Below are 12,806 nucleotides of genomic sequence, written 5' to 3'. Positions count from 1 at the left end.
TATTCATTCAGCGGGACGGCTTACCACTGCCAGATCGTTGAGGGCGTAATTAACGCGGGCAGGGGAACATCCCATTCGGCGACCGGCAGCTGTGGGATTTGCTGACAGTCATGCGCCAGCCCCACCGGCAAAAAGCCGTGCTGCTGCCAGTTCTGCAGCGTGCGATCGTAGAAGCCTCCGCCCATTCCCAGCCTCTGTCCCTGGCGGTCAAAAGCGACCAGCGGCACCATCAGCACGTCCAGTTCGCTTAAGGTGGCCATGTTTCGGATATTCAGCGGCGGTTCCGGGATACGCAGACGGTTTGGCGACAGCGGCGTGTCAGCTTCGTAACGCATAAAAAGCAGTTGGCCTGGCGAGAAAGGATGAAGTACCGGCAGATAAACCTGCTGTTCCCGCTGCCAGAGACGCTCAATCAGCGGGCGGGTATTCAGTTCGCCATCAAAAGAGAGAAACAGCGCGATTTTTTTTGCCTGTTGCACCGGCTCAAAGCTCAGTGCGCGTCCGGCGGCCTGCACGGCGGCCTGCTGCTGCTGTTCTGGCGTCAGGGCACGGCGGAGATGGCGCACCTGGGTGCGGATATCCTGCCGGTCAAGAAGGTTCAGATCCAAGACGATGACTCCCGTTACGTGGAGCAATAATCCGCATAATTGGTGCCGCATTATTACGCGGAAACGCTTTCTGAAAGTGTGTCATACCAGGGAGAGAACGTCGAGCCTCTGGGGCAGAGGTCACTGCTGAGAAAAGAAAGGTAAAGAAGGGAATCTCCGAGATGCCGCCGCAGGCTGTAACCCTTGAACCCTTGGTTCAAGGTGAATGTGCCGTCGCAACCATCAGGCTTCTCGGACGGACCGAGCATGCTCACAGGTTACAGAGCGCCACACTCTGTTGGTATGAAATATCGGCTCAGGGGACTGGCCCGCTTGCAAACATCTCAGAGAATTTTTTACTTCACCGTCACTGTAGCACAGTTAACGATGACGTGTTATTCGAACTTCGGTCCTGAACGTTCCGTTATGCGACCTTGCTCAAGCAATGCCTGCTCAATGGTCTGTTGCAGCATCCGGATACGCTGTTCCATGTTGCTGGCATAATCGCGCGTTTTGACTTTTTCCTGCGCCAGCTCGTGACAAACGTTCAGGGCAGCGATAAAAACCAGCTGCTCGGTATTTGTGACTCTAGTGCGGACTTTTAAATCCTGCAACCGCTGATTAAGGTCTTCGGCAGCACTGTTCAGCGCATCTTGCTGTTCAGGCGGACAATTTACTCTTAAAGAACGACCAAAAATTTGAAGATCTACGGGTTGTGCAGACATGCCACCATCCTGACTGATTACTGCGCCGCCAATCACCCTTAACCGCACACCGGGCTGGGAGGGGCGCAACTATAACTACCCCTATTAGAAGAAACAACCCCTTTCTGGAATCGTTGAGGCACCTGGTGGTAGCATATCACGAACTTACTCAGCCAACGACGACCAAAACGTATGTCACTATCAAACACAATGCCGGGCTACGACCAGCTGGCTTCAGCACTGACGCAGCAGGGCGTGGGAATGACGCCTGCTGAAATGCACGGCCTGATCAGCGGAATGATCTGCGGCGGCAACAAAGACAGCAGCTGGCAGACGCTGGTTCATGAGTTGACGAATGAAGGCATGGCGTTTTCTCAGTCGCTGTCTCAGCCGCTTCAGCAGCTCCATCAGGGCATCGGTGATGCGCTGGAGGAGGAGGGCTTCCTTTTTCAGCTCTATCTGCCGGACGATGATGACATCAGCGTTTTCGATCGCGCCGATGCGCTGGCCGGATGGGTGAATCATTTTCTGTTAGGCCTGGGGGTTTCTCAGCCTAAGCTGGATAAAGTGAAAGGTGAAACGGGCGAAGCGATTGACGATCTGCGTACCATCGCGCAGCTTGGCTATGATGAAGATGAAGATCAGGAAGAACTTGAGCAGTCGCTGGAAGAGGTGATTGAGTATGTTCGCGTGGCGGCGCTGCTTTGCCACGACACGTTCACTCACCAACAGCCGACCGCGGTGGAAGTAAAAAAACCGACGCTGCACTAAGCGACGTCAGGATCCCAACAAGGACTGCATTCAGGAGAGGCTGATGACCCGGCAAGAATTTTTACGCCGCCGCCAGGCGCTGTTAGCGAAAATGGCACCCGCCAGCGCGGCGGTGATCTTCGCTGCCCCGGAAGTGACCCGCAGCAACGACAGCGAATATCCCTACCGGCAGAACAGCGATTTCTGGTATTTCACCGGCTTTAACGAGCCGGAAGCCGTACTGGTGCTGATTAAAAGTGATGAGAATCACCACCACAGCGTGCTGTTTAATCGTGTACGCGATCTGACGGCGGAAATCTGGTTTGGGCGTCGTCTGGGTCAGGACGCTGCGCCGGAGGCGCTATCGGTCGATCGCGCGCTACCCTACGGCGACATTGGCGAGCAGCTCCCTCAGCTGCTGAATGGACTGGATGTGGTCTATCATGCGCAGGGCGGCTATCCGGAAGCCGATCGGCTGATGTTTGACGCGCTCGAAACCTTGCGGCGCGGTTCGCGGCAAAATCTGCGCGCGCCCGCCACGATGACCGACTGGCGTCCCTGGGTACATGAAATGCGCCTGTTCAAATCTCCGGAAGAGCAGGCGATCCTTCGTGAAGCGGGGCGCATCAGTGCGCTGGCCCATCGCCGCGCCATGGAAAAATGTTCCCCGGGCATGTTTGAATATCAGTTGGAAGGGGAAATTCATCATGAGTTTACCCGCCACGGTGCACGCTATCCTGCATACAACACCATTGTGGGCGCGGGCGAGAACGGCTGCATCCTGCACTACACCGAAAACGCCTCTCAGATGCGCGATGGCGAACTGGTGCTGATTGATGCCGGCTGTGAATATCGCGGCTACGCAGGAGATATCACCCGCACCTTCCCGGTTAATGGCCGCTTTACCGCGCCACAACGCGCCATTTATGACATTGTCCTCGCCTCCCTCAATCGCTCGCTGGCGCTGTTTCGTCCGGGGACGAGCATTCGTGAAGTGAATGCGGAAGTGGTCAGAATCATGGTTAGCGGCCTGGTAGACCTCGGCGTCATGGAGGGCGACGTTGATGCGCTGATCGACGCGCAGGCGCACCGGCAATTCTTTATGCACGGCCTGAGCCACTGGCTGGGGCTGGATGTGCATGACGTTGGCTTCTATGGCAGCGATCGTGACCGCCAGCTTGAACCCGGTATGGTGATCACCGTTGAACCGGGCCTCTATATCGCGCCGGATGCCGATGTACCCGCCGAATATCGCGGTATCGGTATTCGCATTGAGGATGACATTCTTATCACCGCTGAGGGCAACGAAAATCTGACCGACAGCGTGGTGAAAGATCCCGATGAAATTGAAGCCCTGATGGCGGCAGCGAAGCGACTATGAGCATCATTATTGCAGGCGGAGGAATGGCTGGTGCCACGCTGGCGCTGGCAATCTCGCATCTGACCGGCGGCAAGGTGCCGGTGACGCTGGTGGAAGCCAGCGAACCCGCAACGCGTGCCCATCCCGGCTACGATGGTCGTGCCATCGCCTTAGCTGAAGGGACGCGTCAACAGTTCGCCGCAATCACTCTCTGGCCTGTGCTCCAGGCCTGCGCCACGGCGATTACGGACGTACACGTCAGCGATCGTGGGCACGCTGGTTTCGTTTCGTTAAAGGCGGAAGATTACGGTATTTCAGCCCTTGGACAGGTGGTAGAGCTGCATGATGTGGGACAGCGTCTGTTCGCGCGGCTAAAACAGGCCCCCGGCGTCCGGCTTTGCTGCCCGGCGAGAGTGGCTGAGGTTGAGCGCACGGCGTCCGGTGTCAGCGTGTTGCTCGATAGTGGAGAGCAGCTCCAGGCCCAGCTACTGGTCGCGGCCGATGGTTCCCGTTCGACGGTCGCCGCGGCCTGTGGCATCCAGTGGCAGAATCATGATTATCAGCAGGTGGCGGTAATCGCGAACGTGTCCACAGCGGAGGCGCATCAGGGCCGGGCATGGGAGCGCTTTACCGAACATGGCCCGCTGGCGCTGCTGCCGATGTCCGCAGGGCGCAGTTCACTGGTCTGGTGTCATCCGCTGGCAAATAAAGCGCAGGTGGATGGCTGGAGCGACGAACGCTTTCTTGACGAGCTTCAGCGGGCGTTTGGCTGGCGGCTTGGGCGCTTTACCCAGGTCGGTCAGCGTCACAGCTATCCGCTACAGCTTCAGGTGGCATCGCAGCATGTCTCCCATCGCCTTGCGCTGGTGGGCAACGCCGCACAGACGCTGCACCCGATCGCGGGACAGGGGTTCAATTTAGGTCTGCGCGACGTTATGTCGCTGGCGGAAACGGTCGCTGAAGCCTGGCGAACCGGACAGGACGTGGGCGGTTATGCTACCTTGCAGCGTTATCAGCAGCGCCGGCAGCCCGATGCCCAGGCGACTATTGGCCTTACCGACGCGCTGGTCAGACTGTTTGCCAATCGCTATACGCCGCTGGTCGTGGGGCGCAATCTGGGGTTAATGGCGATGGATTCCCTGCCGCTGATGCGTAATTTGCTTGCCGGGCGTACGTTGGGCTGGGTAGAGCGTTAAGGAGAGAGCAAGTCATGCAAACTTATGATGTTATCGTCGCTGGCGGCGGTATGGTCGGCCTTGCGGTGGCCTGTGGGCTGCACGGCAGCGGGCTGAAGGTGGCGGTACTTGAGCGTGAAGCGCCGGTTGAGCAGGCGACAGATGCCGTTCACGCGCTGAGGGTCTCGGCGATTAATGCTGCCAGCGAGCGTCTGCTTCAGCATCTTGACGTGTGGAATTCCATACTGGCGACGCGCGCCAGCGTTTATCACGGTATGGAAGTCTGGGATCGGGACAGTTTTGGCCGGATTGAATTCAATGATGCGCACCAGGGGCTGCCTCATCTCGGGCATATCATTGAAAACAGCGTGCTACATCAGGCGCTGTGGAAAAAAGCTGGCGAACTTAACGATATCACGCTGATCTCACCGGCGGAGCTACAGCAGGTTGCCTTTGGCGACAACGAGGCCTTTGTCACGCTGGCTGACGGCACAATGATGAGCGCCAGGCTGATGGTGGCCGCTGACGGCGCCAACTCCTGGCTGCGTAATAAAGCGGATATCCCGCTGGCGTTCTGGGACTATGAACACCATGCGCTGGTGGCCAACATCCGGACCGAACTGCCGCATGGCGCCGTGGCGCGCCAGGTGTTTCATGGCGACGGTATCCTGGCCTTTCTGCCGCTGAGCGATCCTCATCTCTGTTCCATTGTCTGGTCCGTATCGCCCCAGGAAGCGACGCGCCTGCGGTCGATGCCAAAGGCGCTGTTCGATCAGCAACTCTCGGTCGCTTTTGATATGCGGCTCGGTCTCTGTTCGGTCGAGAGCGAGCGCCAGACGTTTCCGCTGATGGGCCGCTATGCGCGCAACTTTGCGGCGCACCGGCTGGCGCTGGTAGGCGATGCCGCGCACACCATTCATCCGCTGGCCGGGCAGGGCGTCAATCTCGGCTTTATGGATGCCGCCGCGTTAACGGGTGAGATCCGGCGCCTGCATCAGCAGGGCAAAGATATCGGGCAGCATCTCTATCTGCGTCGCTATGAGCGCAGCCGTAAGCACAGCGCGGCGATGATGCTGGCCGGCATGCAGGGCTTCCGCGAGCTGTTTAACGGCACTAATCCGGCGAAAAAACTGCTGCGCGATATCGGTATCAGCCTGGCGGATACGCTCCCCGGCGTGAAACCCCGCCTGCTTCGCCAGGCGATGGGGCTCAACGATCTGCCCGAGTGGCTGCGCTAAGCGTCTCTTGACCACCTGTAGCGAACCGGTATTTCGCTACAGGTGAGTAATAACGCGTCGGCCCCGGAAACCGGGCCAGTCCGTAAAGGCGCAAGAATCCTCGTTTCTGATTCCCGCTCCCGCGTCGTCCATGACGTGGGAAGCATTACTCTCTTCCCTGTTCCTCTTGCTTTAGCTTTATCATCTGCCTGTAGCGACCCAGTAATTCATTTTGTCGCTTCCGCCGCGCTATTCCTTTCTGCTCTGCTTCTCACCTTATCGCGACCGGACTGTTTTCACTTTCCGGGCGGCTGATGCAAACAGAGCCAGACAAATGCGCTAAAAGCGCGCAGCCAGCCTGAAATCATGCGGAACCCGCTCTGATATCGCTGTTTTTCGCCAGTGGGGCTGCGATAATAGAGAAATACGCTTTTCAATCTGCTGGATACCAGACGTATGGGCTGGTACGGAGATCTCACCATGGAATATGAATTTTTGCGAGACGTGACGGGCAGCGTGAAGGTGCGCATGTCGATGGGACATGAGGCGGTCGGTCACTGGTTTAACGAGGAAGTGGAAGGGAATCTCGCTTTACTTGATGAGGTGGAAGCGGCCATCGACAGCGTCCGGGGCAGCGAACGGCAGTGGCAGCGTACTGGCCGTGAATACACGCTGTGGCTGGATGAAGAGGAGGTGATTATCCGCGCCAACCTGCTCAGCGTCGAGGGCGACGAGATGGAAGAAGGCATGAGTTACTATGACGAAGAGAGCCTCTGTTTCTGCGGCGTGGAGGATTTCCTGGCGGTGATCGCCGCCTACCGGGCTTTTTTGCAGGGGCGATAAAACAGGGAGCGGATAGCCGCCCTCTGTCTGTTCTGTTATCACGGCTTACGCGCAGAGCGCGCCGAAACCTGCGTCTCAGAGAATATGCAGCATCTGACGGAAGAAGTTGCGCACAATTTCGAACGTCGACCAGATACCAATCAGAGAGATAATCCCCAGCAGCGCCTGCTCCCAGAGACGGTTTGCCTGGCCTGCCAGCATAAAGGATTTGCGGCTGGTCATGATAAACAGCCCAATCAGCAGCGGTGGCAGGACCAGCGACGTCGCCACGCTGGTGCCCAGGATATTCAGCACCACTAAATCCGGCGCGCCTGGCAAGGTGACGATCACCGGCAGAATAATATAGACCGCAATCTGGACCCGCTTGAACCAGGGGTTATCGTCCGGCGTGGCATACCGTTCGCTCAGCTTGCCTGAATGATGCACGCAGCTGAAAATCAGGGAGCAAAAGCCCCGGGCCTGAGAAGGGAAGCTGGTAAAGCTGGCAAGGAAGATGCAGGTCCAGAGTAGATAAGGTCCGGCTGGCCCCACCACGCTGGACATCATGGCCGACAGGTCATTTTCATCCGCGATAGTGTTGCCGGAACCATGCACAACCTCCGCCGCCACGCTCCAGAACAGCACGTTGATCACCAGCATCGGCAGCATGCCAAACAGCAGATCGAGCTGCTGAAGCTTACGGTATTTCGGACCGGTCCAGCCCTTATCACGCATAAAACCGGGGTAGAGCAAATTGCTGGTGGATCCTCCGATGGCGCCGATGGTGGAGACGGCGATAAACACCGCAAAGAAGGGGCCGGCATTTTCCGGCAGGCCGAAGGTCAGCCCGTTCATAAAGCCGCTGAAATCAAAATGGCCGACTTTGTACATCGCAAACAGGAATGAGCCAATCATGATCACCGAAGCGATGCGCGCCAGTGTTTCCAGATGGCGATACTGATTGCGGGTCATCATCATTAGCAGCGTGATGGCCACAATCACCACGCTCCACAAAAAGACGCCCCAGCTCTCTCCGCCTGTCTTATTGAACAGTTGATAGAGACCCACCGCGCCCGCGCGCAGAAAACTCATCTGTACGACCAGCGCCACAATGGCGATCAGGATACCGAAAAACAGGGGGAAGCCGCGCCAGACCCGCTTGTAACCCTGCACGATATCGTTATCACCAAAGCGGTTCATCAGCGTGTATTTGGCGATATAAGAGATCATAAAACCGCGGGCCAGCAGGGCGATCACCAGCGTCCAGAGCAGATCGTAGCCATAGTTGGCGCCCGCCACGGTGGAGGCGACGAGATCGCCGGTGCCTAAAAAGGTCATGGCCAGCACTAATCCTGGCCCAAAGCTGCGCACGTAGCCGCGCACGGTGGTAGGCAGCTGGTGATCGGCCGCCGGGATGTTCACTTCCTGTTGCGATGTACTCATGGTGACACCTCACTATGAGGGTGAACGGCATGGCATTGTGCTCTTTTGTCGTTCACGGTAGGGGTTAAAGTAAGAAAGCGCTACAGAGTAGCGCTGTGGGTGTAGTGGGGAATATTTCAGTTCAGGAGCGATCAGACTCCGCTGGTCACCGCCTGATGTTTATGAACCTGCTCGTGGTCCACGATAGGTTCGACTTTGCCCAGCAGGAACAGGTAGTTAAGGATGCCGCCCACCACCAGCGCGGCGGAGAAGACCAGTGCCCAGGTGAAGGAGCCGGTGGCGGCAACGATAGCTCCGGTGACGATAGGGCCAATAGCGCCGCCCATATTGGAAACGGTATTTTGCAGACCGGCGACGATAGAGACGCTGTTCTGCGGCGCTACGTCGCCTGGCAGTGCCCAGACCTGAGAGGCGGCAACGGTAGTGCCGGACTTGGCAATACAGAGCAGCAGCACGGTCATAAAGACAGAGTCGGTGAACGGCGCGAAACCGATGCAGAGCGCCATCAGCAGACCAATGGTCAGGAACAGCTTACGGGTAGCCGTCAGCGACAGGAGCTTTTTATGCACGATACGGTCAGATGCCCAGCCAGCAATCACCTCAATCACCATGCCACACAGCAACGGCAGCGCGGCGATCATCCCCATCTTAATGAAGTCCATGCCTTTCTCTTTCACCAGATAGGTTGGTAACCAGGTGATAAAGAAGTAGGAGGTGTAGTTGATGGTAAAGAAGCCAATACACATCGCCCAGATATTGCGGTAGCGCAGCAGCTTGTACCACTTCATGGGCCGGACGCCTTTGTCGCCATGCTTGCGCACCTGACCGTCACGGATCAGCCGCACCTCCTGCTGGCTGATGCTCTTGTGCTCTTCCGGGTTCTCAGAGTAGATAAAGTACCAGGCAATAACCCAGAACAGGCCGACCGCCCCAATAATCAGGAAGGTCAGACGCCAGTCAAACATGTAGATCATCCAGACGATCAGCGGCATAGCCACGGCGCCGCCGAACTTAGAGGCGCTGTCAAACAGGCCGGAGACGGTTGCCCGCTCTTTGTCCGGGAACCAGCGCGCGGTGATCCCGGCATTGCTCGGATAGGCCGCCGCTTCGCCAACGCCCAGCGCCAGACGCAGCGCCAGCAGCGATTTGAAGCCGGTGGCCAGGCCCATCATTGAGGTAGCGATTGACCACCAGGCCACGGCCAGGCCGAGACCTTTCTTCTGGCCAAAGCGGTCAGCAAACCAGCCTGCCGGAATTTGCAGCAGCGAGTAGGACCAGAAAAACGCGGCCATGATAAAGCCCATCATCTCCGGATCCAGGCTGAGTTCATCAATCAGATGAGGCGCAGCGGCGGAGAGCACGGTACGGTCGATATAGTTAATGGCGATCGCCAGCCACATCAGGCCTGCGATCCACCAGCGGATACGGGTGTTACCTGCTTGAGTCTTCATAGTTATAGCCCGGTACAGAGATTATTATTGGCTGAATCGTTGTTCAGCTTTCTTGCCGGGAGCGGGAACGGCGCTCCGGGATCGTTAAAGCGAATTCATCACGTTTGGCGGACGCTGCTGCTGCTTAACAGAGTGAATAATCTGCTGCACGCAGCGCTCGCCAATGGCGCTGATCGCCCCGTCGGTATAACCCGCGATATGGGAGGTCGGCGTAAAGTTTGGCAGCGAGAAGAGAGGATGTTCCGCCAGAGGCTCATGGTCGAACACATCGGCTGCGGCACCGGCAATAACATTGTCTAGCAGCGCCTGATAAAGATCGGTTTCGCTGACTACGCCGCCGCGTGAGACGTTAATCAAAAACGCCGACTTCTTCATCTGCCGGATGCGGGCGGCATCAAACAGGTTACGGGTTTCATCGGTCAGCGGCGTGTGCAGCGTGATAAAGTCACTCTGTGCGGTCAGCTCATCCAGGGTGACGAACTCAATATTGTGTTCAGCAGCAAACTTTTCGTCCGGGTAAAAATCAAAAGCGATAACTCGCATAGCGAAGCCGCTGGCGCGTAGCGCGACCTGCTTGCCAATGTTACCGAGGCCGATGATCCCTAACGTTTTGCCATACACATCGGTGGCAAAGATACGCGGCCAGTTGCCCGCCCGGGTTTCCGTCGCCGCGGTGGTAATCTGGCGGGCGGCGTTGAGGATCAGGGCAAAGGCAAAGTCAGCGACCGCATGCTTGTTGGCATCCGGCACGTTGGTGACAAAGATCTCTCTGGCCTGCGTAGCCTTCAGGTCGATGTTGTCGACGCCCACGCCGTGCTTGCAGACAATCTTCAACTGCGGCGCCAGCGCCAGCAGCGCCTCGTTAACCTCGGTAAACGCCACTATCATTGCCACGGTATCGGGCAGATGCGGCGCCAGTGCGCTGAGCGGAGCATCGGCAGGCAGGGCGATCAGTTCAAATCCCTGCGCCTGCAGATCCCTGATCGGCTGGTCGTCATATTTAGCGAATGAGGGTGAAGTACAGATCACTTTCATTAGAGTGTTCCCTGGTGTCAGGCAGCCAGCGCCTGCGCGCTGGCGCAAAATTATTGGGTATACTGATTAACGATCTGGCGAATACGCTGTTCTTCTTCAGCGCTGAAGCGCACGGCATAGCGGCTTTCACCCACATCATGGCCCATTAACGCCACAGCTTTTTTCACCGCGGCAGGGGAGAAGGCGACGCTGTAGAGATCGGTACGCAGGCCGGTGACGTTCTCCTGCGCCTGGCGTGACCCTTCAATATCCCCGGCGCTGAAGCGCGCCCAGATAGCGTTGATTTCTTTGGGGGCGACGTTAGCCAGCCCGGAGATGCAGGCGGAACAACCCTCGACAAAGCCCTGATGAATCAGCGAATCGGGGCCGTTGAGCACGTCGAAATTCTCCATGCCTTCTGCCGCCTTCAGGAAGCCGCTCAGGCTTTCATAGCTGCCCGCGCTGTCTTTGATGCCGATGATGTTCGGGTGCGCGGCCAGTTTGCGGACTGTGTCTGGCTGCAGCGTATTGCCTGTACGAGCAGGAATGTTGTAGAGGAAGAGCGGCACATCCAGCGCGTCTGCCACCGCTTCGTAATGGGCGATCAGCTCTTGCTGTTTAAGCGGAACAAACCAGGGCGTAATGACTGACACGGCATCGACGCCCAGCGCCGCCACCTGCCTGCCAAGGCGAATTGTTTCACGGGTGGAGATCTCGCCAATGTGCGCTACAACAAAGGCTTTTCCTGCCACCTCTTCCACGCAGGTTCGGGTGACGGCCAGCTTTTCCTGCTGATTCAGTACGAAAAACTCGCCGTTGGTGCCGCCGCAGAAAATGCCGTTGCCTGCCGCCAGCTGACGCTGAATCTGCTGGCGCATTGCCGGTTCGTTGTAGTCACCTTCCGCAGTGAACGGGGTGACGATAGCGGTCAGCACGCCGGTAATTTTTTTGCTCATGGTGTCCTCGTAATCGGTTAGTGGGTCGGGGTCGGGAACAGCGTCAGGTAGACGTCGCGGACGTCGCTGGCGGTGACCGGAGCCGGAACATTTTTCATCAGACGCTGCACCTCCAGCGCTGCTTCGACCAGATAGGGCAGATGATCGGCATTGATACCCAGTTCATCCAGGCTGGCAGGGAGCTTCAGCCGTTTCACCAGCGCGGAGAAATAGTCCACCAGCGCGACAGATTTCTCTTCTTCACTCAGCGAGAGATCTGCCTGAGGGATTAGATCGTATGCCTGAGCGAATTTGGCTACGGCGGCCGGACGGACAAACCGCATGCAGGAGGCCAGCAGGATGGCATTCGCCACGCCGTGCGGAATGTGATATTTGCCGCCGAGCGGATAGGACATGGCATGCACCAGATGCGTTCCGGCATGGGCAATTGCTGCGCCGCCATAATAAGAGGCCCAAAGCATATCCAGACGTGCCGCCAGGTTGTGCGGTTCGGCCACCGCCGTCTCAAGGCTGGTAAACAGCTTTTTCAGGCCAATCAGCGCATAGTTATCGCTGACCGGATTAGAGACCGTTGCGGTAAAGCATTCGATCAAATGGCACAGCGCATCAATGCCGGTGGAGGAGGCGATATGGGTAGGCATACTGGTGGTCAGCTCGGGTGCCAGCACCACGTAATCAGGCAGCATCACCGGAGAGATAATCCCGACCTTGGTCTCTTTTTCCGGAATGGCGAGAATCGCGTTTGGGGTGGCTTCTGAACCGGTGCCTGCCGTCGTCGGGATCAGTAAGGAAGCGGTGCGGCTCTGCGGTTTTTCACCCGCCAGCAGCGCTTCCAACGTTGGAGGCTGCTCCACGCACAGCACGGAAAGCAGTTTGGCCACGTCCAGGACGCTGCCGCCACCTACGCCGATCACCATATCAACGCCCTGGGCGTTCAGGGTGGCGAGAATAGCGGCGACATCGTGCTGGCTCGGTTCTGGCGGCACGGAATCGATCAGTTTGACCGTTGCCACTTTAGCGCCGATCTGTTTGATCAACGCCTGTACGACCGGGATCCCGGCAATGTTTTTGTCCGTCACTAACAGGACGTGCTGTTTATGCTCAAGCAGATAGCCAATATCATTGAGCGTCTGATAGCCACTGATTACCGTGCTGTTGATATTCATTCATCTTACCTTGTCTCTGCCCACGCCCCGAAGGTGCCGGGTGATTGCATTTTGTCATTTACTCGCCTTGTTCTCACGAGCAGTGCCTAAATTTATAGGGCAAATCGATTTCGGTTAATTTGATCTTGCTCACATATAATCAATCGTGATTGAATATAATC

At 57.4% G+C, this 12,806-nt stretch carries 12 protein-coding genes and 1 other RNA gene; 5 read left to right on the top strand and 8 right to left on the bottom strand.

Annotation, left to right across the window (positions count from 1 at the left end; genetic code table 11):
• Positions 1-20: 20 nt before the first annotated feature.
• From EA20_RS0104900 to zapA, 3 genes are all read right to left on the bottom strand, one after another.
• Positions 21-659, bottom strand: coding sequence for a 5-formyltetrahydrofolate cyclo-ligase (locus tag EA20_RS0104900; RefSeq protein ID WP_051516331.1), 639 nt, complete (start codon positions 657-659; stop codon positions 21-23).
• Between the two features lie 98 nt (positions 660-757).
• Positions 758-941: non-coding RNA, 6S RNA (ssrS, locus tag EA20_RS20100), on the bottom strand.
• Between the two features lie 41 nt (positions 942-982).
• Complete coding sequence (gene zapA, locus EA20_RS0104895) at positions 983-1,312, bottom strand: cell division protein ZapA (protein WP_024965770.1); 330 nt, start codon at positions 1,310-1,312, stop codon at positions 983-985.
• Between the two features lie 171 nt (positions 1,313-1,483).
• On the opposite strand from zapA, the gene EA20_RS0104890 reads away from it, so the two are divergent.
• From EA20_RS0104890 to yacL, 5 genes are all read left to right on the top strand, one after another.
• Entirely contained in the window at positions 1,484-2,062 is a 579-nt protein-coding gene (locus EA20_RS0104890; protein WP_038381486.1) for a YecA family protein, read from the top strand.
• A 43-nt stretch (positions 2,063-2,105) separates the two neighbouring features.
• Positions 2,106-3,422 carry a Xaa-Pro aminopeptidase gene (pepP, locus tag EA20_RS0104885; RefSeq protein WP_024965768.1) on the top strand — a complete coding sequence of 439 codons (1,317 nt, stop codon included), beginning with the start codon at positions 2,106-2,108 and terminating at the stop codon, positions 3,420-3,422.
• Positions 3,419-4,597 (top strand): 2-octaprenyl-6-methoxyphenyl hydroxylase, encoded by a 1,179-nt coding sequence (gene ubiH / locus EA20_RS0104880; protein WP_024965767.1) that lies wholly within the window; start codon positions 3,419-3,421, stop codon positions 4,595-4,597. Before pepP ends, ubiH begins: the two co-directional genes overlap by 4 nt.
• A 14-nt stretch (positions 4,598-4,611) precedes the next feature.
• Positions 4,612-5,814, top strand: a complete 1,203-nt coding sequence (gene ubiI / locus EA20_RS0104875) for an FAD-dependent 2-octaprenylphenol hydroxylase (RefSeq protein ID WP_024965766.1) — start codon at positions 4,612-4,614, stop codon at positions 5,812-5,814.
• A gap of 459 nt (positions 5,815-6,273) precedes the next feature.
• Entirely contained in the window at positions 6,274-6,636 is a 363-nt protein-coding gene (gene yacL, locus EA20_RS0104865) for a protein YacL (RefSeq protein WP_024965765.1), read from the top strand.
• Between the two features lie 75 nt (positions 6,637-6,711).
• Here yacL and EA20_RS0104860 read toward each other — a convergent pair whose 3' ends face one another.
• From EA20_RS0104860 to EA20_RS0104840, 5 genes are all read right to left on the bottom strand, one after another.
• Positions 6,712-8,058, bottom strand: coding sequence for an Nramp family divalent metal transporter (locus EA20_RS0104860; RefSeq protein ID WP_024965764.1), 1,347 nt, complete (start codon positions 8,056-8,058; stop codon positions 6,712-6,714).
• Positions 8,059-8,189: 131 nt separating this feature from the next.
• Complete coding sequence (locus EA20_RS0104855) at positions 8,190-9,509, bottom strand: MFS transporter (RefSeq protein WP_024965763.1); 1,320 nt, start codon at positions 9,507-9,509, stop codon at positions 8,190-8,192.
• Positions 9,510-9,593: 84 nt separating this feature from the next.
• Complete coding sequence (locus EA20_RS0104850) at positions 9,594-10,544, bottom strand: phosphoglycerate dehydrogenase (RefSeq protein ID WP_024965762.1); 951 nt, start codon at positions 10,542-10,544, stop codon at positions 9,594-9,596.
• A 50-nt stretch (positions 10,545-10,594) separates the two neighbouring features.
• Positions 10,595-11,479 carry a dihydrodipicolinate synthase family protein gene (locus EA20_RS0104845; RefSeq protein WP_024965761.1) on the bottom strand — a complete coding sequence of 295 codons (885 nt, stop codon included), beginning with the start codon at positions 11,477-11,479 and terminating at the stop codon, positions 10,595-10,597.
• 17 nt (positions 11,480-11,496) lie between these two features.
• Positions 11,497-12,645 carry an iron-containing alcohol dehydrogenase gene (locus EA20_RS0104840; protein WP_024965760.1) on the bottom strand — a complete coding sequence of 383 codons (1,149 nt, stop codon included), beginning with the start codon at positions 12,643-12,645 and terminating at the stop codon, positions 11,497-11,499.
• Between the last annotated feature and the right edge of the window lie 161 nt (positions 12,646-12,806).

It is taken from the genome of Pantoea sp. IMH, assembly GCF_000599885.1.
Lineage (GTDB): Bacteria > Pseudomonadota > Gammaproteobacteria > Enterobacterales > Enterobacteriaceae > Erwinia.
Note: the sequence above shows the minus strand (reverse complement) of the source record. Positions and strands in the feature narration are given on the sequence as shown.